The 23,196-nt window shown below is 37.7% G+C and carries 24 protein-coding genes, 2 pseudogenes and 1 riboswitch; of the genes and pseudogenes, 22 read left to right on the forward strand and 4 right to left on the reverse strand.

The window, feature by feature from the left end; translation table 11 throughout:
• Positions 1–48: 48 nt before the first annotated feature.
• On the reverse strand, positions 49–2,406 hold the full coding sequence (locus tag HCB45_RS10155) for a bifunctional metallophosphatase/5'-nucleotidase (protein ID WP_185619766.1): 2,358 nt from the start codon (positions 2,404–2,406) through the stop codon (positions 49–51).
• Positions 2,407–2,592: 186 nt separating this feature from the next.
• On the opposite strand from HCB45_RS10155, the gene HCB45_RS10160 reads away from it, so the two are divergent.
• Positions 2,593–3,342, forward strand: coding sequence for an EAL domain-containing protein (locus HCB45_RS10160; RefSeq protein ID WP_185319518.1), 750 nt, complete (start codon positions 2,593–2,595; stop codon positions 3,340–3,342).
• A gap of 67 nt (positions 3,343–3,409) precedes the next feature.
• Here the strand turns inward: HCB45_RS10160 and HCB45_RS10165 are convergent, their stop codons facing one another.
• Positions 3,410–4,918 (reverse strand): IMP dehydrogenase, encoded by a 1,509-nt coding sequence (locus HCB45_RS10165; protein ID WP_185619768.1) that lies wholly within the window; start codon positions 4,916–4,918, stop codon positions 3,410–3,412.
• 167 nt (positions 4,919–5,085) lie between these two features.
• Here HCB45_RS10165 and HCB45_RS10170 point away from each other — a divergent pair, with 167 nt between their 5' ends.
• The 16 genes and pseudogenes from HCB45_RS10170 (at position 5,086) to HCB45_RS10240 (ending at position 14,547) form a co-directional block, all read left to right on the forward strand.
• A complete protein-coding gene (locus HCB45_RS10170; RefSeq protein ID WP_185319516.1) occupies positions 5,086–5,319 on the forward strand; it encodes a (4Fe-4S)-binding protein in 234 nt (77 codons plus the stop codon).
• An 11-nt stretch (positions 5,320–5,330) separates the two neighbouring features.
• Complete coding sequence (locus HCB45_RS10175; RefSeq protein ID WP_185619770.1) at positions 5,331–5,609, forward strand: GNAT family N-acetyltransferase; 279 nt, start codon at positions 5,331–5,333, stop codon at positions 5,607–5,609.
• A gap of 138 nt (positions 5,610–5,747) precedes the next feature.
• A riboswitch (SAM riboswitch) is annotated at positions 5,748–5,850 on the forward strand.
• Between the two features lie 86 nt (positions 5,851–5,936).
• Positions 5,937–7,511: an ABC transporter substrate-binding protein gene (locus tag HCB45_RS10180; RefSeq protein ID WP_003772562.1), complete on the forward strand. Its 1,575-nt coding sequence runs from the start codon at positions 5,937–5,939 to the stop codon at positions 7,509–7,511.
• A gap of 101 nt (positions 7,512–7,612) precedes the next feature.
• Positions 7,613–8,563, forward strand: a complete 951-nt coding sequence (locus HCB45_RS10185) for an ABC transporter permease (protein ID WP_185319514.1) — start codon at positions 7,613–7,615, stop codon at positions 8,561–8,563.
• Between the two features lie 10 nt (positions 8,564–8,573).
• Positions 8,574–9,467 (forward strand): ABC transporter permease, encoded by an 894-nt coding sequence (locus HCB45_RS10190; protein ID WP_003724035.1) that lies wholly within the window; start codon positions 8,574–8,576, stop codon positions 9,465–9,467.
• Between the two features lie 200 nt (positions 9,468–9,667).
• Complete coding sequence (locus tag HCB45_RS10195; protein WP_070299529.1) at positions 9,668–9,952, forward strand: DUF3130 domain-containing protein; 285 nt, start codon at positions 9,668–9,670, stop codon at positions 9,950–9,952.
• Positions 9,953–10,321 carry a hypothetical protein gene (locus HCB45_RS10200; RefSeq protein WP_003740150.1) on the forward strand — a complete coding sequence of 123 codons (369 nt, stop codon included), beginning with the start codon at positions 9,953–9,955 and terminating at the stop codon, positions 10,319–10,321.
• Positions 10,318–11,625, forward strand: a complete 1,308-nt coding sequence (locus HCB45_RS10205; RefSeq protein ID WP_185619772.1) for a T7SS effector LXG polymorphic toxin — start codon at positions 10,318–10,320, stop codon at positions 11,623–11,625. Before HCB45_RS10200 ends, HCB45_RS10205 begins: the two co-directional genes overlap by 4 nt.
• Before the next feature lie 4 nt (positions 11,626–11,629).
• Complete coding sequence (locus HCB45_RS10210; RefSeq protein ID WP_085643416.1) at positions 11,630–12,073, forward strand: hypothetical protein; 444 nt, start codon at positions 11,630–11,632, stop codon at positions 12,071–12,073.
• A 231-nt stretch (positions 12,074–12,304) separates the two neighbouring features.
• Positions 12,305–12,541: a hypothetical protein gene (locus tag HCB45_RS10215; RefSeq protein ID WP_003726469.1), complete on the forward strand. Its 237-nt coding sequence runs from the start codon at positions 12,305–12,307 to the stop codon at positions 12,539–12,541.
• Between the two features lie 5 nt (positions 12,542–12,546).
• Positions 12,547–12,780: an Imm74 family immunity protein gene (locus HCB45_RS10220; RefSeq protein ID WP_003732237.1), complete on the forward strand. Its 234-nt coding sequence runs from the start codon at positions 12,547–12,549 to the stop codon at positions 12,778–12,780.
• A gap of 126 nt (positions 12,781–12,906) precedes the next feature.
• Positions 12,907–13,215: a dihydroorotate dehydrogenase (quinone) gene (locus HCB45_RS15260; RefSeq protein ID WP_312026326.1), complete on the forward strand. Its 309-nt coding sequence runs from the start codon at positions 12,907–12,909 to the stop codon at positions 13,213–13,215.
• Positions 13,216–13,365: 150 nt separating this feature from the next.
• A pseudogene (locus tag HCB45_RS10230) lies at positions 13,366–13,866 on the forward strand (hypothetical protein); the annotation flags it as partial.
• Positions 13,867–13,875: 9 nt separating this feature from the next.
• Positions 13,876–14,118 (forward strand): DUF1871 family protein, encoded by a 243-nt coding sequence (locus tag HCB45_RS10235; RefSeq protein WP_070285306.1) that lies wholly within the window; start codon positions 13,876–13,878, stop codon positions 14,116–14,118.
• Between the two features lie 108 nt (positions 14,119–14,226).
• A pseudogene (locus tag HCB45_RS15265) lies at positions 14,227–14,406 on the forward strand (hypothetical protein); the annotation flags it as partial.
• On the forward strand, positions 14,407–14,547 hold the full coding sequence (locus tag HCB45_RS10240) for a hypothetical protein (RefSeq protein WP_185319511.1): 141 nt from the start codon (positions 14,407–14,409) through the stop codon (positions 14,545–14,547).
• Here the strand turns inward: HCB45_RS10240 and HCB45_RS10245 are convergent.
• Positions 14,528–16,183 carry a peptide ABC transporter substrate-binding protein gene (locus tag HCB45_RS10245; protein WP_185619774.1) on the reverse strand — a complete coding sequence of 552 codons (1,656 nt, stop codon included), beginning with the start codon at positions 16,181–16,183 and terminating at the stop codon, positions 14,528–14,530. The genes HCB45_RS10240 and HCB45_RS10245 overlap by 20 nt on opposite strands.
• A 221-nt stretch (positions 16,184–16,404) precedes the next feature.
• Here HCB45_RS10245 and HCB45_RS10250 point away from each other — a divergent pair, with 221 nt between their 5' ends.
• The 3 genes from HCB45_RS10250 to HCB45_RS10260 are packed head-to-tail and all read left to right on the forward strand — an operon-like array spanning position 16,405 to position 18,816.
• On the forward strand, positions 16,405–17,343 hold the full coding sequence (locus HCB45_RS10250) for a metal ABC transporter substrate-binding protein (protein WP_185539080.1): 939 nt from the start codon (positions 16,405–16,407) through the stop codon (positions 17,341–17,343).
• A 13-nt stretch (positions 17,344–17,356) separates the two neighbouring features.
• The gene (locus tag HCB45_RS10255; RefSeq protein ID WP_185319508.1) at positions 17,357–18,061 is read left to right on the forward strand and encodes a metal ABC transporter ATP-binding protein; all 705 of its coding nucleotides are present in this window, start codon (positions 17,357–17,359) and stop codon (positions 18,059–18,061) included.
• Entirely contained in the window at positions 18,010–18,816 is an 807-nt protein-coding gene (locus HCB45_RS10260) for a metal ABC transporter permease (RefSeq protein ID WP_185619776.1), read from the forward strand. Before HCB45_RS10255 ends, HCB45_RS10260 begins: the two co-directional genes overlap by 52 nt.
• A gap of 1 nt (position 18,817) precedes the next feature.
• Here HCB45_RS10260 and HCB45_RS10265 read toward each other — a convergent pair whose 3' ends face one another.
• Complete coding sequence (locus HCB45_RS10265; RefSeq protein ID WP_185319506.1) at positions 18,818–19,504, reverse strand: Crp/Fnr family transcriptional regulator; 687 nt, start codon at positions 19,502–19,504, stop codon at positions 18,818–18,820.
• 272 nt (positions 19,505–19,776) lie between these two features.
• Between HCB45_RS10265 and HCB45_RS10270 the strand changes: the two genes are divergently transcribed.
• Both HCB45_RS10270 and yidA read left to right on the forward strand, forming a co-directional pair.
• Entirely contained in the window at positions 19,777–22,116 is a 2,340-nt protein-coding gene (locus HCB45_RS10270) for an ATP-dependent DNA helicase (protein ID WP_185607987.1), read from the forward strand.
• Between the two features lie 44 nt (positions 22,117–22,160).
• On the forward strand, positions 22,161–22,973 hold the full coding sequence (yidA, locus tag HCB45_RS10275; protein ID WP_185619778.1) for a sugar-phosphatase: 813 nt from the start codon (positions 22,161–22,163) through the stop codon (positions 22,971–22,973).
• The last annotated feature ends 223 nt before the right edge of the window (positions 22,974–23,196 follow it).

A 23,196-nucleotide genomic window follows, 5' to 3' on the forward strand; every position in this document is an offset into this window, starting at 1 on the left:
ATAAAGGAAACCCACTAATAAAGGAGCTATTAGTGGGTTTTTTCTTTATTAACTTCTTTTACGCAAAGTATAAAGCGCGGTAGCTGTTAAAATAGCTCCAAACACAGTTGCAAGTCCTGCTGTATCACCAGTGGTTGGTAGGGAAGTGTTGGAAGGTGTCCCTGTGTTAGATGTATTTGGTGTAGAGGTTGTTGGGTCTTCGGTAGTTGTAGTTCCGCCAGTATTTCCGGAGCCATTACTGTTATCTGTGCCACTATTTCCATCTGTTTCGCCGTTATTTCCGTTGCCATTGTCCGTTCCACCATTACCGTTTCCATTATCTGGAGGGGTAGTTGAAGCTGCTTCTTGAACCGTTGCTTGGAAAGTGGTGCTGTAGCCGTTTGTGTCAGTGATTGTTGTTGTTACTTGGTCACCCTTTTTGAGGTTTAAAGAAGTAACATCTACGGAAAACTTACCGTTTGCGTCAGCTGTTGCGTTAGGTCCGGCAGCGAGTGCCATTTTTGCATTAGCAGTTGCTTTTTGAACGGAGACAGTTGCGCCAGGCAAAGTAGTTCCAGTTAGATTTTTATCTTTTTCAGCTAATTTATTGATTTTTGTTGCGTCTTTGATTGCTTTGATAGCTGCGTCTTCGGTTTCTTTGTCGATTTCAGCTTGGGATTTGTAGACTTTACGTCCTTCTTTTTGAGCTGTAATGACTTTTCCGGCAGCTTTTTGTTCTTTAATATAGTTGATGAATGTTTCTGTATCTGGATCGATTGCAGTTACTAGGTTTGCTTTTTTGAAGGCAGAGAATCCATCGCCACCGCCAAATAGGAAGTCATTGATTACGACTTTGTATTTTTGGTCAGCTTTTAAAGGAGTTCCATCTTCTGTTGTAACACTTGCCACTTTATACGCGTGATCTAAATCATCTGTATCAGTGAAAGTATATTTTAATCCAGAAATTTGTAGGAAATAAGTTTGGTTGCTTAAATATTGTTGGTTTAGAGCTTCCAAAATATCAGCGCCAGTCATTTCCACTACTTGCAAAATGTTACCAAATGGTTGAACAGCTTGAGCCGCACCCCATGTGATTTCGTTTTGGCCGTTTGCAAGACGAGTAGTAAGATCAGAACGGATTCCGCCATTGTTAGTCATAGCAAAATCGACATCGGCGCCGGCTTTATTTGCCATGTAACGTTGTGCATCCGTAATCATGTTACCGAGCTCGGATTCTTTATCATCAATTGCTTTGTTATCTGGATTTGTATCACGAGAAATAACGTCTTTATTTGCTAGTCCGATAGTTTCGTTGATAACACCTTCAATGCGGCTTTTCGCATCTTCGGTTACAGTGGTAATATCGGCATTTGGTGTGACGCTTCTCGTGTTGTATGTAATTTTAGCGTCAGGTGGTGTAACGAAATCGCCGGTTGTTTTATCAAGTTCGCCAGTTACATCTGAAAAAGCTTTACCATTGTTGTAACTTTGAACAATACGAGTTTTTCCAACTAATCCGTTTGTGTATTGGTGATTGTGCCCTGCAAGGACTAAATCGACCGAGTTATTTGGGTCTAATTCATTTGCTTTGGTAATCATATTAGCAGCTTCCCCGGCTACATCTTGTTTTGTTCCAGTGTTTGGGTTTCCGGTGGAAAGTGCTGGAACGTGGGATAAAACAACGATTGCGTTAACGCCTTGATTTCTTAGTTCAGCAGAGTATTTAACGATTGTTTCTGCTTCATCAAGGAAATCGTAGTCTTTAATATGATTTGCAAGAACTAAATTAGGAATTTCTGTTGTAACGATACCGATGAAGCCAACTTTGACACCATCAATTTCTTTTACATAATATGGTAAAAAGCCTTCTGCGACTGTGTTTGTTCCTTTGTTGACCACGTTAGCTGCGACGATTTTCATGTCACTTTTAACGCGTGGATAAGCTTCTACGATTGGTCCGAATTTGTTTGTAGAAACTCCGTCCAAAATTCGTTTGTATTCAGGTAATCCTTCATCAAACTCATGGTTACCTAATGTGCCGACTTCGAAATTCATTTTTTGGAGAACTTTCATCGTTGGCTCGTCTTGAAGTAAACCTGATACTGCTGGACTTGCGCCGACCATGTCGCCTGCTTGAACACGGATAGCATTGTCAGTTGTTGCCCCAGGATTTGCCTGTAAAAATGAGTTAGTGGCATTATCCAAATTGGTAGCTAAGTAATCTGCTCCGCCAATTGGTGAGCCCGATGCATCTTTAGAGGCTGTTTCAAGCGCTCCGTGGAAATCGTTTATTCCCAAAATCTGGATAGGAACAGTATCTGCTGCTGCTTGTGCTGTTGTCCCGGTGAATGGTGCTGTAAGTCCGATTGTGAGCCCTGCTACGAGTAAAACATGTGTAGTTTTCTTGAAAAATTTGTTCACTTTCACACTCTCCCTTTTTTCGCCAGTGGCAATTTGTAAGCGCTAACTCATGGGTGTCTAGCTATAATTGTAGCAAAGAGGAATCACCCTAGCAATAGGAAATATGGATTTTGTGTAAATGTAGTGATAATATTTGGCTATATTTTCATTTCGACGGAAAAAAGGGTAAACTAGAGAAAAAGGAGGGTTAAGATGGATATCTCGAGTACGGAAATATGGGATGCGATTAGGAGAAATAGTTACTTGCTGTATTATCAACCAAAAGTAGACGCGAAAACAAATAAAATTATCGGTTTTGAAGGTTTGATTCGACTAAAAACTGCGACGACTATTCTAGCTCCAATTGATTTCTTTGATGATATTGTCCTTTTAAATGCAACACGGGAAATGCAAGATTTTGTCGCTGAAACAGCGATAAAACAAATTAACCAGTTAGGTGGACGCTTTTCAATTTCGATTAATATTCCGGCGCATTATGTAGCGAGCAGTACGTATATGACTTTTTTACATGATTATGTGAAAGAAAATTTAAAGTATCCGGAATGCCTAGAAATAGAGATTATCGAACGGGGTGAAATAACGGAACTTGCTATCGCGGATAAAAACTTACGAAAAATAAAAAACCTTGGCGTCAAAGTGAGTATGGATGATTTTGGAAAAGGTTATAGTTCGCTTGCGTATTTGCGCAGCTTGCCGATTGATATTGTGAAAACAGATATGTCATTTATCGCGCTTTTAAAAACAGATCGAAAACAGCAAATTATTATTCGCGCGATTGTCAATTTGTGCCATGATTTAGGCGGAAAAGTGGTTACAGAAGGTGTGGAAGATATGGAACAAGTGGAAAAATTAAAGGAAATGAAAGTAGACTATTTTCAAGGTTATTATTTTAGTCGACCATTACCGATGGAAGATATTAAAGAAAAATATTCTTTTGTGTAGAAGAGTATATAAATAAAAAATTGGTTGGTGTGAGAATGGTAATTTACCAAATTCACACCAACCAATTTTATTTGATTAAATTGTTTGAAGCATCTTTTACAACAACGTCATGTGCGCCGCCTTCTACGATAGAAGTAGAAGATACAAGGGTGATTTTTGCTTTTTGCTGTAATTCTGGGATATTAAGCGCACCGCAATTACACATGGTAGAACGGACTTTACTAAGGCTGATTGCGACATTGTCTTTCAATGATCCAGCGTAAGGAACATAAGAATCTACGCCTTCTTCAAAAGATAATTTCTTGTCGCCGCCAAGGTCATAACGTTGCCAGTTACGCGCGCGGTTAGCCCCTTCGCCCCAATATTCTTTCATATATGTGCCGTTTAAATTCACTTTATTAGTAGGGCTTTCGTCAAAACGGGAGAAGTAACGACCAAGCATGATGAAGTCAGCTCCCATTGCGAGTGCTAGCGTCATATGGTAGTCATAAACAATTCCGCCATCAGAACAAATCGGGATGTAAACACCTGTTTCTTCAAAATATTCATCGCGGGCTTTAGCAACATCAATTAGCGCAGTTGCCTGTCCGCGGCCGATGCCTTTTTGTTCGCGCGTAATACAGATTGAACCACCACCCACACCAACTTTGACAAAATCTGCGCCAGCATCAGCAAGATAACGGAAACCATCACGATCAACGACATTTCCTGCACCAATTTTAACCGTATCCCCGTATTTACCGCGAACGTAGTCAAGTGTGCGTTTTTGCCACTCGGAGTAACCTTCAGAGGAATCAATACACAGAATATCTGCTCCTGCTTCTACTAATGCGGGAACGCGTTCTTCGTAGTCGCGCGTATTAATACCAGCCCCAACAACGTAACGTTTCGAGGAATCAAGCAGTTCTAATTTATTTTCTTTATTAGAGTCATAGTCTTTGCGAAACACCATGTGAACCAAGTGTTCGTTATCGTCTACAAGTGGCAGGGCATTTAATTTGTTGTCCCAAATAATGTTGTTAGCTTCTTTTAAAGTGGTCGATTTTTCAGCAGTAACTAATTTTTCAAAAGGAGTCATGAAATCAGCCACTTTTTCGTCTGGGCTCATGCGCGTTACGCGGTAGTCGCGACTTGTCACGATACCTAGTAATTTACCGTGCGCTGTGCCATCTTCTGTAACTGCAACTGTGGAATGACCAGTTTTTTCTTTTAAATCAAGAATATCTTGGAGGGTTTTATCTGGGCTAATATTAGAATCACTAATAACGAATCCAGCCTTATGATTTTTCACGCGGGAAACCATGGCTGCTTCACTTTCGATGGACTGGGAGCCGAAGATGAATGATACGCCACCTTCTGTAGCAAGAGCAATACCCATATTATCGTCAGAAACAGCTTGCATAATTGCGGAAACAAGCGGAATGTTCATTGTGATTGCAGATTCTTCACCCTTTTTAAACTTTACGATTGGTGTTTTTAAGCTAACATTAGTTGGAACACATTCAGCGGATGAGTAGCCTGGAACAAGTAAAAATTCACTAAATGTGCGGGACGGTTCTTCAAAATAAAATGCCATTATTTCCACTCCTTCTTCTATTTTTAAATGAATTTATAAAATATCTTTATTATTTCAATATCTGATTAGAAAGTCAATGATTGGAAGTGCTTTTTCATAACGTTTTCTTTTAATAGATGAGTGGAATATAATAATGATAGGTAAACTTTCGCGAAGGAGGTAATCAGATGGATGAAGAAACATTATTAGAACAAGGCTATCGTAAGTATCGCGGGGCGGACATAGATATTTATTTTAATACAAATGTTTGCGCGCATTCAGGTAATTGTGTAAAGGGTAATGCAGAACTTTTTAATTTAGATAGAAAGCCTTGGATTGTGCCAGATAATGTATCAAAAGAAGAGGCAAAGCGTGTGATTCATACTTGCCCTAGTGGAGCGCTTCAATATATAGAGAAATAGGAGGATATCAAATGCAATATAAAAATGGTGAAAATAGAATTTATGCGGTAAATGATGAAGGAGTAGAAGTTGGCGAAGTGACTTTTGTTCCAACTGGGGAAGATATGTTTATTATTGACCACACAGGTGTAGATGATGCTGCACGTGGCCAAGGGATAGCGCAAGAACTTGTGAAACATGCTGTTGAAAAAGCGAAAACAGAAGGAAAGAAAATTATTCCGCTTTGCCCGTTTGCTAAAGCTGAGTTTTCCAAGAAGCCAGAATATCAAGTAGTACAAGCTTCAAAATAAGAAGAGTAGACTAGGTTTTATTCCTAGTCTATTTTTATGAATTAATTTTTAAAAATCCAGTTTTCTCTTCTTGACATCTGGTTCTTTTCAGTGTATCTTTAATTCACAGTAAACTTATAGGAATAATAGTATTACGTTTTCTTATCAAGAGTGGTGGAGGGAATCGGCCCAGTGAAACCCGGCAGCGGAGCGCAAGTTCTATGCTAATTCCAATCAGAAGTAATATTCTGGCAGATAAGTAGTAGCTTTTAATGAGGCGCTTCGATTCTGACCAAAAAACAGAAGAAGCGTTATTTTTTAGCGCTTAAAGAGGGGAGTTTTTGTTAGATGAAGAAATTTTTATTAGTAGCGGTTATCTCGGTTTTTGCCTTGGTGTTAACGGCTTGCGGTGGTTCTGGCGCTAGTTCAGACAAAGCAAACGGTTCAGGCAAAGCGAAAGACGGCGGCTCTCTAATTATCGGCGTTACAGGAGATCCAGAAGTTATCAATCCTAACTATGCTTCTGACCGAGTAACATTAACGATTCAACAAGCTGTATACGCACCGCTATTTTGGGAAGTTGACGGGAAACCGGCACTTGCAAAAAGCTTAGATATTTCAGATGACAACTTAACTTACACTGTGAAACTAAAAGATGGTTTAACTTGGCATGACGGTAAGCCTTTAACTGCAGACGATGTAGTATTTACTGTAAATTCTATTTTAGACACAAAACAAAACAGCCCGAACCGCGGCAACTTTGTTTTTGATGATAAACCTGTAAAAGTAGAAGCAGTAGACGACACAACGGTGAAATTCACTTTACCAACTGTTGCTCCAGCCTTTGAAAATACAATTAAAACGTTCTTCCCAATTCCAAAACACATTTTTGAAGGGGTAGAAAATATCGAGAAAAGTGATAAAAACAAAAATCCAATCGGCTCAGGTCCGTACAAATTTGTTGAATACAAAACGGGCGAATATGTTTCCCTAGAACGATTCAACGACTACTTTGACGGTAAACCAAAATTGGATAAAGTTACTTTCCGTATCACAAAAGATCAAAACGCAGCTAATTTAGCCTTGCAAAATGGCGAAATTAACTTAAAATCCATTCAACCTTCCGATAGAAAAAAAGTAGAAAAAGCGAGCGCGGTAAACATTATCACTTACCCGGAAAATCGCTTAAGCTATGCGACATTCAACGAAAACCAACCAGCGCTTAAATCAAAAGAACTTCGCCAAGCCCTTTCTTATGCGCTTGACCGTGAAGAAATCATTGATGCAGCATACGGTTCAGATGAATACGCAAAACCAGCTTCCTCGTTCCTAACAGAAAATACGAAATACTTCACGGATAAAGTAGAAACATACGACCAAGACATTGCCAAAGCGAAAAAATTAGTAAAAGAAAGTGGTTTTGATACAAGCCAAAAACTAACTGTTTACTATTTAAACAACAGTAAATCACAAGAAAGTATCGCGCTTTACCTGCAACAACAATACAAAGAAATCGGCGTGACACTTGACTTGAAACCAACAGATCCAAATGCACTAAGCAACATCACACTTGACCGCAAAAACGCAGACTACTCTATCGCACTAAATGGCTATATCATGGGGAACGATCCTGATGCATATAAATCTCTATTTAAAAGCGATGAGCCATACAACTACGCTAACTACCACAACAAAGATCTGGATGCACTTTGGGAAAAAGGTGCTGTAACTGCGGACGATAAAGAACGTCAAGAAATCTATGAAAAAATCCAAAACACCATTGCTGATGATGCTGTAATTTATCCAATTTCTTATGATAATGCAGTGCTAGCTCTTGATAGCCGTTACGGTGGCCAAAAAGCTGCAACACCACAACCAGTTACAATGTTCCGTGATCTTTCTAAACTATATTTAACGGAATAATAATTAAAAATCATTCGTAAAAAATCTGGCCTGCCATGCTTGTTTTTGGCAGGTTCAGGTTTTTACTTGTCATTTTTAGTGTTTTAGATAGGAGATAAATTATGCTAAAAACAATCATAAAACGCGTATTGCAAATTATTCCGATGCTATTTATTATCTCGATTATTTCGTTTGCACTTATAAAATTAGCGCCCGGGGATCCCGTGAACTCTTTTGTTACGCCTGATATGAATCCTGACGATGTAGAGCGGATTAGACAGAGCTTAGGGCTGGATCAACCGATTTATGTACAATATTTTATTTGGCTTGGAAACTTGTTGCAAGGGAATCTTGGTTATTCGATTGTGAACAGCCAACCAGTTTTGCAACAAATTTTAGAGAGAATTCCGGCGACACTTGGTTTGGTGGGAACTTCGCTTGTTCTGACGCTATTATTATCGATTCCACTTGGTTTAGTTGCGGCGAATTATGAAAATACGTGGATTGATAAACTGTTAAACGGGATTTCATATATTGGGATTTCGATTCCGATTTTTTGGTTTGGGATGATTTTAATAGATGTATTTTCGATTCAATTAGGGTGGCTGCCAAGTCTAGGGATGCGAACGATTGGGGTTGACTCTTTTTGGGATATGGCGGAACATGCGATTTTGCCAGTTATAACGCTGACTTTCCAAGGGTGCGCGGCATATTATCGCTACGTCCGTTCGAATACGATTAACCAATTAAAGGAAGAATATGTTTTATTTGGTTATGCGAAAGGTCTATCCAAAGTGCAAATTATGGGGCATCATGTCTTGAAAAATTCCTTGTTGCCAGTCATAACTTTGCTTGGGATGTCACTTCCGCAAGTCATTACAGGCGCTTTTATTACCGAAAGTATTTTTTCATGGCCGGGTATGGGGTCGCTTGGGATTAATGCGATTTTCCAATTAGATTATCCGGTTATTATGGCGATTACGCTATTTTCAGCGCTGTTATTAATTATCGGAAACTTGTTGGCCGATTTAGCTTATATGATTGTCGATCCGCGGATTAGGGAAATGGGGTGAGGAGTTCATGATGCGATTAGATTTTTCGAAAAAAACAATGCAGGATTTCGAGCGGGATGCAGAAGTTGTTCACGCAACACGAGAGCGGAGTTTTTGGCGTTTTATGCTGGCTGACCGCCGCGCTGTTTTTGCGACGAGTGTGCTGATACTTATTACGGTGGCTTGTATTTTCGCGTTCCTTTCGCCTTATGACCCTAATGCTCTTTCCGTTCAGGACAAACTGATGCCGCCAAATTCGTCGCATTGGTTTGGGACGGATGACCATGGTCGGGATTACTTGACGCGCGTCTTGTACGGCGGCCGGGTCTCGCTACTTGTTGGCGTGTTTGCGATGATGATTGCCGTTGTCGTTGGAACACTCGCGGGGACCGTTAGTGGCTACTTTGGTGGCTTCATTGACAATATGGTGATGCGTTTTCTAGATATTTTCATGTCAATTCCGTCATTTTTCCTACTAATGATTTTAAATGCGTACTTAAAACCAGGAATTTCAAACATTATCATCATTATTGGATTGCTTTCTTGGATGGAAGTGGCGCGGATAGTCCGAGCAGAAACCCTGACACTAAAAGAACGTGAATTTATTTTGTACTCCAAGTCTTCGGGTGGCGGATTTTTCCACATTATGTTCAAGCATATTATTCCAAACGCGATGCCATCCATCGTCGTTGCAGCTTCATTAAACGTCGCTACAGCGATTTTAACCGAGTCGGCACTAAGTTTCCTTGGCCTCGGCGTTCAACAACCTAACGCTTCGTGGGGCAGCATGCTGAACAATGCGCAAGGCTACGTCGGCGAAGCAACTTACTTGGCGCTTTTCCCAGGATTACTAATTTTAATGACCATCCTTTCCTTCAACGTCCTTGGCGATGTGCTGAGAAAAGGGTTATCACGTAGATATTAAATGTAAAAACACTTTGATTTTTTCAGTCAAAGTGTTTTTTTGTTTTTTAAAGAAAAGGTACTTAAAATAGAAACGTAAAAAACGTGTTTTAGCCAATTTCCAAGGCATAAATTCACAAAACGCTCACAAAACGAGAATGCGTGCGGTGCTATAATTAAAGGATAAGGTTTCATTATTATAGACAGAGATGAGGCGCAGAAATGAGTGAAATAAAAGTTAAAGAAGCAACATTAAAAAAACACGCGACAAAGTTAGAATCAAAAGGTAAATCAACCGAATATTTACCAATGAAAGGTGGCAATATGGCTTACAGTCAAGCCAATTCCATCAACCATTTTCGAACAGCATTGTTTGATTTGGTAGACGCGGTGGACAATTTTCAGGGTGTGGTAGGAACGGATGCCAAAAGATTGAAAGAATTAGGCGCATCATTTACTCGCAAAGACCAAGAGCTTGAACGGAGCATGGGATTGGGGGGTAAATAAATGGATGCAAAGAGCCAGCAAATGGAGACACAACTGCAACTGCTGAAAAAAGAACAATCCGCGGCCGAAGATTTTTTGCAAGATTTACAACGACAACAAAATGAACAAGAGTGGTTAGCGGAAGATTTTGCACGTGTCCATCAAGAAGAACGGGAGTCGCTGGAGCTTCTGCGCGAAGTTTGGCAAGGCGCAGAATCAAGAAGTTTCGGCTACTATTTGGCGGATTTACAGGAAGAAGAAAAACAGAAGTGGCATAAAAAAATCCAAGCAAATGAAGAGGAATGCCAACAAAAAATCACCGCTTGCCAAAAAAACATCTACCAATTAGAAAATCAACAACAAGATTTACAAAAGGAGTTGTTACAGTGAGCCGAATTGACATCGGAGAAATACAAACCTTTGCGCACCAACTACATACAGCCAATGAAACAGCGAGAAAAAGCATTAAAGACATCAAAAACGCCGTAGAAAACTATACCGAAGACGGCAGTTTAAAAGGAAAAGCGATTGATGCATCGAAAAATTACTACCAAATGACCTATTTTCCATTATGTGATGCGATAATCGAAGCAATGAACGAAAGCGAAGAACGATTAGCGCAATATATAGCCGATTTTCACGCCCAAGTGGATGGTTCTGCTGATGCGAGAATTGATGCGGACGGCTTATACGAACTCGGGAAAATGATTGATCGTATCGAAGCGAAAAAAGAAGCACTAGCCCAGCGAATGAATACGGGAACAGAAGGGCAGATGCAGAGCTATCGTTCCCAGCTGAGTATCGCCTACAAACAAGAAAATATCTTAGAAAAATACTTGGCATTTGAACAGAGTCATGGCAGTTTTTTTGATAATTTAACCGATTTAGTCCAAGGAATTCAGCAGAATATTCGCGAACTCCAGTCGAATATCCAATTTAACAGTAAAACCGGCACCTATGATATGAGCAAACTAAATTTCACCACCGTAACCCGGATGCAAAACGCCTTAGAAAAAGCGCTAAAAAACAACGAAGCAACATTCAATTTTGACGAATATCAAAAAACATACCGTGGTCAAATGTGGGTATTAATGAAAAATGGTATAGTAGACATAGAAGCAACGAACGCGTACAATGCCGCCGTGCTTAATGGGGAACTACCGCATGAAAGCAATGAAGCGCAAGAAGAAGCCGAGTTGTTGCAGGCGGTTGTTCAATCGGTGAAAGAAGGAATTGACCCGGTTACTGGACAAAAGATAAGTAAAGCGCAAGGGTTTGGTATTATAAGTGGTCTTGTTTTCCATTATACTGTTGGAGGTTATAAAGGGAAGAAGTTCAAGATTCCAAAAGATTGGTTAAATAGAAGAAAGAAAGCCAGAGAAGGTTATATAAAATCTGATAATATAAAATTTGGAAGTTCTGTTAAATCTACAAAAAAAGTAAATAATCAGATGAAAAAACGTGGTTGGAGTGAAGAATCAGTAAAAAGTGTAGTTGACCATCCGCATACAACAAGAAAGAGTGTCAATAAAGCTACTGGAAATGATGCCACCGTATTTTATGACAAAGATGGTTCATATGTAATTATTGATGACAAAACAAAGGAAATTGTTCAAATCAGTGATAAGTTTGATAAAAACTGGGTGCCTGATGCTGGAATAGCCGATCCTTATAAACCTAAAGGAGGAGAATAATAAATTGGAAGAACAAGAGATCATTGAAAAAGTAGAAATCTTACCAAATAATTTTAGTGAAAATGACAGTATTTATATATCACAAGAAAACATTAAAAATTTGGTTTTATTTTCAAAAGAAAATCAAACAGTTTTAGAATTGTTGATTACTCCTTTTCTAATTTGTGTAAATAGTGGGTTGAAATATGAGTTACATTATTATGAAATTTCAACAGAAATTAGTAAAAATGATACAGAAATCATAGGTTTTCCTTTTGGAAATAAGCTACCAAAAGAAATTACAGATAATATTTCTCCTAAACTTTTTGTAAGAAGAGAAGATTATTCAGCTTTTGAGAATTTTTTAAGTCAGTATTTTAATGCAATGAAGAGCATGGAATTTGCAGATGATAAACAGGCTATAGGTATGATTGAACATGGTGCAACCTTATTCTACGAAGTATTATAATTTTAGATTCTAAAGAGCTAGTATTGTCATTAAATGGTCAGAGATAATGAATTCATTATCTCTGACCATTTTTGAAATATATATTTAAAACTTTTTAGCAACAGAAAGGATAATAAATTTCGTACATAAAAACAATAAACTTTCCCTCCCAAGAAAGCCAGTGGGGCTGATATAGCTAAAAGTAAAGGTGGCGTTACTTTAGAATCAACAATAGGAAATAAAAATATTGAAATGCCAGACTGGGATTTTAATAATCCTGAGTCAATGAAAGCATGGGATTTGGCTTCTGGTTCTTATGCAGAACAAGTTTCTGGTGAAGTTCGTGCAGTAGTTGGTTCGGATTTGAGAAAAGGAAATATTTGGGAAAATGTTGAGTTACCTAGATTAAAAAATAATCCTAACGTAACGAAAATAACAACGATTGATCCTAAAACAGGACTTGAAAAAATAATTTTTGAAAGGAAGTAAGTGAAATGAAAATTACAGGTAATAGTTCACATGTGAAATTTGATTTAGAGAATGGATATGTAGTGAAAGCAGATGGAGAAATGTTAGTTGGAGGTAAATTTGTTGTATTTAAAGATTCTATGAAGAATTGGGAACCTCCATATGAAAATAAAAAGCTTTCTGAATCTGAAGTGCAAGAAATTATTCAACAGGTAAAACAGAGTACAAATGAAAATACAGTACAAATTTCATTTGAATAAAAGAAATGCGAGAAGTAGAGTAGTTGTTTAATCCTAAATGTTAACAGGTGGACATTGGGAATAATAAGGAATGGCGGAAGATAAAATATGGATAATTTTTATTAAGGTTTCGAAGGATATCCAGAAATTGACTTTTATACTTATATAAATGGTGAAAAAACAGGTATAGAAATGTGGGAAGGCTACTTTGACAAAATTATGAATGAACTTAGTCCAGTTGATGATAGATGGGTTTCATTGGTATATTATTACCATCTGGATGAGGGATGGTATGATGAAAGCCCATGGGTGATTCCAGATAATAAAAAAATCTTAGAACAATTTGAAACAATCGACATAAAAGTATTGGATAATGTTACACAAGAGATTATGATGAAACTAATTAAGCTATTAAAAGATAACTTAGATAGCGAAATTTTTATAGAGTATTCTTAATAAAACAGAGGGCATCTTTAGAATATATAAAGGTGTCCTTTGTTTTATTCAATATTTTTGACATTTAAAGTTAACTCATTCCAATCATTCTCTATATAGCAGTATATATATTCTTTATTTACTTCACTTTCAAAACTTTCCTCATAGCCTCGGATGCAAAACGCCTTAGGAAAAGCGCTAAAAAACAACGAAAAAACATTCAATTTTGACGAATATCAAAAAACATACCGTGGTCAAATGTGGGTGTTAATGAAAAATGGTATAGTAGACATAGAAGCAACGAACGCGTACAATGCCGCCGTGCTTAATGGGGAATTACCATATGAAAGCAATGAAGCACAGAAAGAAGCCGAGTTGTTGCAGGCAGTTATTCAATCGGTGAAAGAAGGAATAGACCCGGTTACTGGGCACGAGATAAGTAAAGCGCAAAGGTTTGGTATTATAAGTGGTCTTGTTTTCCGTTATACTGTTGGAGGTTATAAAGGGAAGAAGATTAAGATTCCTAAAGCTTGGTTAAATAGAAGGAAGAAAAATAATGGCGTTGAAGTTGGAACGGACTTTGGGAAAATAGGTAAATTAGTTACTGCTTGGGGTAAAAAAGATTTTGATAAAGGAATGGAAAAAATAATAGAAAAATTGTATGGAAAGTAGGGTGTCATTATATATGAAAAAGTAGAAAAAATAATAAATGATTGGGATCCAATAGAGCTGTTTCCCTTAGCTCCAAAAGATGAATATAGCCAGGAAATCAACAAAATAATTAGTATTGTGATAGAAAACCCTAAAATTGATGTGAATGTACTAGCTAAAGGGATAAGAAAAATTTTCATGGATTCATTTGGAGAAAATTTATTATTTAAAAATAATGAAGATGAAATAGCTGAAAAAATTTTAGCGTTATAATTTTAATAAGAGCTAGGATTTAGCTAGTAACTGACTAAAATTTGTTAGATGAATTGACAACTAGTGGAGTTAAGCATAATCCTGAAGATGTTGTTATGATGTCCAAAAATCTTGATAGAAGGAAATCAATATTTGATTTCTAGTTCTGCCCATAAAGTCTTAATAATTGACGCAATTAGCGAAGAAAATGGAGTGGATAAAGGGCTTACTCGAATAGAATGTTTGCTTGAAGACTTTACTTTTTTACTGAGGAATATAAAAGATGTTCTGAGATATGAAGAGAAGTAGATGGTGAACAGCCTTGTTATTCGTCACTATTTTGGGATGGATGCTGAGGAAATTGATATAACTTTATACAACAAAAACCCAGCAATTTTTAAAATTGCTGGGTTTCTTCCAAACTGGCGAATTACTTCTCCACCCGAATAAACTTATAACTATAAGGCGAACCAAAAGCATGTTTCTGCACGCCCGTAATATCCGTACGTTGCAACACTGCTGTTTGATGTTGATAAAGTGGTAAGATTGCCGCATCGTCATCAAGCAGAACTTTCTCAGAAGCTACGAACGCATTCCAACGTTCTTCTGGTTTCGTCGCAAGCGTTGTGTCGGTTGATTTTACAAGTTTATCATAAGCAGGACTGTTGTAACTCATATGGTTATTAAAGTAATCGGATAAGAATAAACTGCTATACGTCCATGGATCTTTAAAGTCAGGCATCCAAGCAGCCAGTGATAAGTCGTAATTACCGTCAGAAGTTAGCTGTGTAGCGCTCTTTGCAGGCATGTTTTTCACTTTAATCGTCACACCTGGCAAATTATCTTCAAACTGCGCTTTCAAATATGCGAAAATGGTTTTCGTTGTTTCTTGGTCATCGCCGAGCAGTTCAATTGTTACTTTGTCGGTTCCAAGTTCTTTTTGTGCTTGTTTCCAATATTTTAAAGCTTCTTCTTTGTTATAAACTAAATGGTCGCCACTATCTGTGCGGAAATCAGCGCCCGTTGTTGGATTTTGAACGAAATCTTTTGGAAGCAGTCCGTTCGCTGGGAAGGAACCGTCACCGAGAATCCGGTCTGTTAATTGTTTTTTATCAACAGCTAAATTAAGCGCGTGACGTAAGGAATTGTTCGCAAGCGGAGTCGCTTTATCGTCGCGTTTTTGATTCATGCGCAAGTAACTGATGAGCGCATCTTTTTCCGTTTGGAAATCTTTCTTGTCTTTGTATTGTTTCGCAAAATCGCCTGAAAGTGGCACGCGGTCAGCCTCGTTTGTATTATAAAGGTTCACGCCGGCGTTAATATCTTTCGCAACTTGCACATCAATTTCATTTACTTTGACATTGTCTTTGTCCCAATATTGGTCGTTTTTCGCGTAAGTCCATTTATTCGTAATGTTGCCGCCCCAATCCTTCATGACAAAAGGACCATTGTACAAAGTATGCGCACTATCTGTCCCGTATTTGTCGCCTTGTTTTTTCACATAGCTTTCTTTTTGTGGGAAAAATGTTTCAAAAGAAAGAAGTGAAATGAAGTAGGGAACTGGTTTTTTAAGTGTGATTTCAAGTGTTGTTGGATTAGTTGCAACGACACCAAGATCAGTTACAGGTAGTTTGCCTTCATTGATTTCAGTAGCGTTTTTTATCGAATCTTTGAAGAGCGCGGAATATCCTGGTGCGGTTTTTGGATCAACGGCACGGCGCCACGCATAGACGAAATCATCGGCGGTTACTTGTGAACCATCGGACCATTTCGCGTTTTTCTTTAATTTAATGGTATATTTCGTTTGGTCAGCGCTGATTTCTGGCATTCCATCAGCAACCCCAGGAACAAAGTTATCTTTTTGATCAAGTGTGTATAATCCCTCGAAGACTTGGTTTTGTGCGGTGAAGCTAGCAAAGTCTTCCTCAGCTGTCGTATTTAAAGTCAGTAATTCACTGGTTTCAAGAAATTTAATTTTGTCCGGGAAAGTTTTTGTCGCAGATTTATCATTGTCATTTCCGCAAGCTGTAAGTAAAAGTACTGTCAAAATGGCAAAAATAGGCAATGTTTTTTTAAAAAAATGCATGTTTTTCTCCCCTTCTATCTGTGTATTTATCGTTATTATAAGTATTCCGATAAGATAAGTCAAGTTAATGGTTTCTTGAAAAAACTGCTTGACGCAAAAAAAATCCCATGATAAGATATTTTGTACAAATAAGAATGATTACGTTTTACGATGCGTAATCAAATATACATAGCGTGACCCTGAGTTTTAAATCGTAATCATTACGAAAAAGGAGAGATAATATGAAGAAATGGTCGTTTTTAGTTGTAACAGTCTTAGCGTTCGTTTTAGTTTTGGCAGGATGTGGCGCGAGTACTGATAAAGCAAGTGGGGATAAGCTCAAGGTAGTGACAACATTTTATCCAATGTATGATTTTACTAAAAATGTAGCAGGGGATAACGCTTCGATTGACATGTTAATTGATGCCGGAACAGAACCGCATGATTACGAGCCGAGTGCCAAAGATATTGCCAAAATTGAGGCAGCCGATGTTTTTATTTATAACAGTGAAGACATGGAAACCTGGGTACCAAGCGTACTTAAAAGTCTTGATTCGAAAAAATTAACGATAATTGATGCTAGTAAAGGAATTAAACTATTAGAAGGTAGCGAAGAAGAAGAGCACGACCATGACCACGGCGAAGAAGGTCACCATCATGAACACGATCCGCACGTATGGTTAAGTCCTGCCCTTGCTGAAAAAGAAGTGAAAAACATCCAGAGCGGTTTAAGCAAAGCAGATAAAACAAATGCAGATACATATAAAAAGAATGCAGAAAAATATACGGAAAAATTAAAAACACTCGACAATAAATTTAAAACAGCTTTTGAAGGGGCGAAACAACGCGATTTCGTAACTCAACATGCCGCATTCCAATATTTAGCAAACGAATATGATTTGCATCAAGTAGCAATCGCCGGCCTTTCACCTGACCAAGAACCAAGCCCAGCGCGCTTAGCAGAATTACAAAAATATGTAAAAGAAAACAATATCAGCACTATTTACTTTGAAGAAGTAGCATCACCAAAAGTAGCAGAAACGCTTGCAAACGAAACAGGTGCAAAATTAGAAGTACTAAGCCCAATCGAAGGTATTACCGATAAAGAACAGAAAAAGGGCATGGATTACATCGCTTATATGGAACAAAACTTACAAGCCTTGCAAAAAACAATTAAATAAGGAAGCGATAAAAATGAAATATATTGATATAGCCAATATTGGTTTTAAATACGAATCTGAGCCAGTACTTGAAAATATTTCATTTCAAGTCAGTGCAGGAGAATTTATCATACTAACAGGAGAAAACGGAGCAGCTAAATCAACACTGCTCCGTATTATTTTGGGGATTTTACAACCTGATAAAGGTTCAGTTACTTTTGCTAAAAAGAATGCAGATGGTGGGAGGCTTTTGACAGGTTATGTACCACAACAAATAGCTTCATTTAATGCTGGATTTCCTAGTACGGTCCTCGAATTAGTAAGGTCAGGTCGCTTTCCAAATGGTAAGTGGTTCAAACGGCTGACGGAAAAAGACCATGCGCATGTTGAAAAAGCATTAAAATCTGTCGAAATGTGGGATTATCGTCATAAACGTATCGGTGAGTTATCTGGAGGTCAAAAACAGCGGATTTGCCTAGCGCGAATGTTTGCAACCGATCCAGATATATTGATTTTGGATGAACCGCAAACCGCAATGGATAAACAAAGCAAAATTCGGTTTTATGATTTACTAAAGCATGAGGCGCAAATACATGGTAAAGCGATTTTGATGGTAACACATGATAGTGAAGAAATGGAAGATTATGTGGATAAACATATTCGCCTCGTTAGAAAGGAGGATGTGTCATGGAAATGTTTCTCTATGGATTTATGCAAAGAGCCTTCCAAGCTTCAATGATTATTGCTATTATTGCTTCTCTTTTAGGAGTTTTCCTAATTATACGAAGACAGTCACTTATGGCGGATACGCTTTCGCATGTGTCGCTTGCGGGAGTTGCTTTTGGGTTAGTTTTAAATGTGAATCCTAGTGTGACGACGCTTATTGTGGTGGTAATTGCAGCACTTGGGATAGAATATTTGCGCGGAGTTTATGCAACCTACTCGGAGTTATCAATTGCAATCCTTATGGCTGGAGGGCTTGCTGTGGCGTTAGTATTGATGAGTTTGGATCAAGGTGGAATTACAACGAGTGTACAGCAATATTTATTTGGTTCCATCGTGACTATCAGCAAAGCACAAGTACAATTATTAGTAATTTTAGGGATTCTTATTGTTATACTGTTTCTAGTATTTAAGCGGTTTATGTTTGTACTTACTTTTAGCGAAGATGTCGCAGTTGCAGAAGGTGTTCCTGTACGTTTGATTTCTCTTTTGTTTAGCGTTGTTACTGGTATTGCAATTGCGGTTATTATGCCTATAGCTGGAGCGTTACTCGTATCTGCACTTATTATTCTTCCAGCTGCTATTGGTATGCGAATTGCAAAAGGCTTTCTTATGTGTGTCGTTAGCGCAATCTTAATTGGGATAATAGGAATGTTTTCAGGCCTAGCATCATCTTATCAATTAGGTACCCCACCAGGAGCTACCATTACTCTCATGTTTATCATTCTCTTCATGATAGCAACTGTTGTATTAAAAATAGCGCGAAAGTGATTTATATATATGTTTGCCCATTTTGCAACATTAGATTTAGCTCTTTATTATAGATTACCCAAGATTTATCTTGTTTTTCGATTTGATTAGTTGCTTTCAAATATTGTAAATCTTTATAAAAACAGCTTTTTGATAGGTTGCTATACGAAAGTAGATGACTTGTTTTAATTTCGGGAGGTAAGGTAACTTTACCATCCTCAGTCGGAGTACCATGAAGTAGAGCAAGATTGGAAAAAGTGAGCATAAGTTTTTCAGAAGCCGGGCTACTCGCCATTAAACTTTTAAAGTAAATATGAGTAGCCTGGTTTTTCATGATGAAAAATTGAAAACCAAAATTTTCTGGGAACATAGATAGAAAGTATTCTATATCAAGTTTTGAGTATCTATATAAGAAACATTTGGAGAGCGTTTTATATTGAAAGCGATTAATGCTTTGATCTTGATCTAGTAACGTAAAATAATTTAAAAAAGCACCTTCACCTTGAATAGAATAAATTTTAGATTGTTCTTTTCCATCATTTAAAAATAAAGCCACATAACCTTCAACAACAAGATAAATATAGTTTTCTAAATCTGTTTTTTTATTTAATAAAATGGTATTTTTTTGAACTTCTATTTTTTCAAAGGATATTTTTCCTTTATGAGACAGATGAATGAATTCGTGGTAATTATACAATGACTTAGGCACGATGATTACTCCAATCTTTTTTATGTCTTTACTTGTGTATAAATAATTGTATCAGAAACAAAATATCTTATTGTATGGAGTAAAGTAGTATTTCAAGGGGAAATGTTTCTAAAATGTGAATTATTTAAGTCTTATAAAGCTAATAACTACAAAAAAGTGTTATTTAATTGATGGTATTGACTATTTTTGGACTTTTAGGAGAATAAATTTAAAATTGATGCGAACGTAGGTTCTGTGTTATAATTCTACTGGAAAATAGAGGAGGATTATTGATGAAAAAGGTACAAATCTCAGTGAGGCGCTTAGTAGAATTTGTCTTAAAAAGCGGCAGTATTGACAGCCGAATGACTGGTATGGACCGTGCCTTGGAAGGGACAAAAATTCATCAATTACTCCAAAAAGAAGCAGGGGAAGAATACGAAGCTGAGGTGCGATTAAAGCTGGAACGAGTAATAGATGATATCGCATTTACACTTGAAGGCAGAGCGGATGGCATTATTAATGGAGAAATGATAGATGAGATTAAAACTACCGAGGTAGGAATGGATGAAATTACCGAAGATTTTCGACCATTACACTGGGCTCAGCTTATTTGCTATGGATTCATGTTAGCGGAGAAGTCAGATTTAGCGGAAGTCACGCTCCAATTAACATATTATCAAGTATCCGATAAAGAAGTGAAACAATTCTCGCGAGTCATGGATCGTAAGGAAATGAGTACTTTTGTGGACGATTTGCTTTCAAAATATGCTATTTGGGCAAAAATGTCTGCAGCTTGGGAAATGAAGCGAAATAAATCTATTCAAGAATTAACTTTTCCATATGATAGCTATAGACGTGGTCAAAGAGAGCTAGCGATTGCCGTTTATCGTACAGTGATAGATGATGAAAAGCTATTTTGTGAAGCGCCTACGGGTATTGGAAAAACGATGTCAACACTATTTCCCGGCGTAAAAGCAATGGGTGAGGGAATGGCAGACAAGCTTTTTTATTTTACTGCAAAAACAATTACGAGACAGGTTGCCGAAGATGCATTAGATGAAATGCGTCGTAAAGGACTAGCGGCAAGGAGTGTTACAATTACCGCGAAAGATAAGATTTGCTTTTTAGATGAAAGAAAATGTGATCCAGAACACTGTCAATTTGCGCGTGGCTATTATGACCGCTTGAATGAAGCGTTGTTCGATATGCTACAAACACAAGAAACTATAACTCGGTCGGTCGTCGAAGAATTCGCCCGGAAATATACTTTATGCCCGTTTGAGTTGTCGCTTGATGTGGCGCTTTTTTGTGATGTGATTATTTGTGATTATAACTATTTATTTGACCCGGTCGTTTATTTGAAACGTTTTTTTGCGGATGGACCTGGTAGATATACTTTTTTAGTGGATGAAGTTCATAATTTGGTGGACCGAGCTCGTTCGATGTTCTCGGCGACATTAAATAAATCAAACATTATGCAAGTAAAACGTGAATTAGACAAAAAAACTGATAAAAAATTACTAAATTCAGTAACAGCAATGAATAAAATAATGATTTCCCTAAATAAACAACTAGCCGAAGAAAATAAAACGATCTACGTTAAAAAAGAAGCCTTGACCGATTGGAACGAAGCGGTTTTGAAGTTTAGTTATGTAGCAAAAGACTGGTTGCCAAAAAATACAGAGGCAAAAGCTCAAGCAGATGTACTGGAGCTTTATTTTGAAAGTTTAAGGTATTTAAAGATTGCTGAGCTATACGATAAGCGCTATGTCACTCAAATTACGCGAAACCGGTCCGATGTACTGATAAAACAGTTATGTTTAGACCCAGCGTTTTTACTATCTGAGAAATTGAAATTAGGTGCTAGTTCAGTACTTTTTTCGGCGACGCTTAGACCGATTGATTACTATACGAATTTACTTGGCGGAAATAATGATACAAGTCGTCTTACGTTTGCGTCTCCGTTTAAACAGAACAATATGCATTTAATGGTAGCGGATTATATTAGTACAAAGTATCAAAGGCGTGAAAACAGTTTGGAATCAGTTATTGATGCACTTTATGCGATGCTTTCCGGGAAAAAAGGCAATTATTTGTTTTTCTTTCCATCATTCCAATATTTAGAAACAGCATTTGAATTGTTTAGCGAAAAATATCCTAAAGTACGAGTGCGAAAACAACAATCTTTTATGAACGAAGCAGAGCGCGAGGAATTTCTAGCAGCTTTTGAAACGGGGCGTGAAGAGACGTTCGTTGGTTTTTGTGTATTAGGAGGAGTTTTTTCTGAAGGCGTTGATCTTCGAGGGGAACGCTTAATCGGAACGGCAATCGTAGGCGTGGGGCTTGCGCAGATGAATGTGGAATCGGATTTAATTAAAGATTATTATAATGAAACAATCGGGCGCGGATTTGATTATGCTTATCAGATTCCCGGTATGAACAAAGTCCTTCAAGCGGTAGGACGTGTTATTCGCGGCGAAAAAGATCAAGGCGTTGTCTTATTGATAGAAGAACGTTTTGCAACAGAACGGTATAAAGCCTTGTTTCCAGCTCATTGGAACCATGCCAGGGCAGTGAAAAATACGCTGCAAATCGAGCGAGAAGTAAACGAATTTTGGCGGAACAACTGATTTTCTAGTAGAATGGATGTAATGAGTCGATTTAGGAGGAAATTATGTATAAAATTATTGCGATAGACATTGACGGAACGCTATTAAACGATGCGCACGTAATTACCCCAGCTGTACGCGAGTCGATTAAAGCTGCAAAACAAAAAGGGGTCAAAGTAGTGCTTTGTACAGGACGTCCTCTTGCTGGAATCAAGAAAAGCCTAATTGAACTAGATCTTTTAGATATTGGTGATTATGCGATTACCTTTAATGGGGCAGTTATCCTAGAAACAGCGACGGAAGAATCATTAGCAGATATTACTTTAAATAAGACAGAACTAGAGGAAATTTATACATTTTGTCATGCACAAGATGTTAATGTAACGTATTTTGACGGAAAAAACATGTATGTACCAAGTCGGAAAATCACAGAAATAACTTGCCAGGATGCTTTATTGCTTCAAACGCCACTCTATCATTTGCCTGTAGAAGAAGCGCCTGAGTCGATTCATGTCTCCAAAGTGATGTTATTAGATACGCCAGAAAAAATCACGGATGTTATTAAAAACTTACCAGAGACAATTAAAGAGAACTTTTATGTAGTTCGAAGTGTTCCTTACAACCTAGAATTCTTGCAAAAAGGGGTTAATAAAGGTTCTGCACTAGAACTTCTCGTGAACAAACTTGGCATTTCTCAAGCAGAAGTAATGAGTATCGGTGATCAAGAAAACGATATTACGATGATAGAATATGCTGGGATGGGTGTAGCAATGGGAAATGCAACTGAGCATATTAAAGAAATTGCTAATTATACCACAACAACAAATAACGAAGATGGGGTCGCTAACGCAATTCAAATGCTCGTTCTCGACCGTTAAAAGAAAAACATTCCATGTGAGTTTTTCTTTAGAGGTATAAATATTGACAGCGCTTTATTTAATGAGCGAAAATAGAAGATACAAAACTAACATACTGTGAAAGCTTTTTTGGTAAGGTTGGCGGAAAACCATTAATTGATGGAAGTTTTCCTATCGAGGCTATCTTGCCAAAAAAACGTTCCTTTGTTATTGTTTTAGGAATAGTTTGACATTTAAATAAAAA

The sequence above is a fragment of the Listeria farberi genome (assembly GCF_014229245.1).
Classification (GTDB): Bacteria; Bacillota; Bacilli; order Lactobacillales; family Listeriaceae; genus Listeria; species Listeria farberi.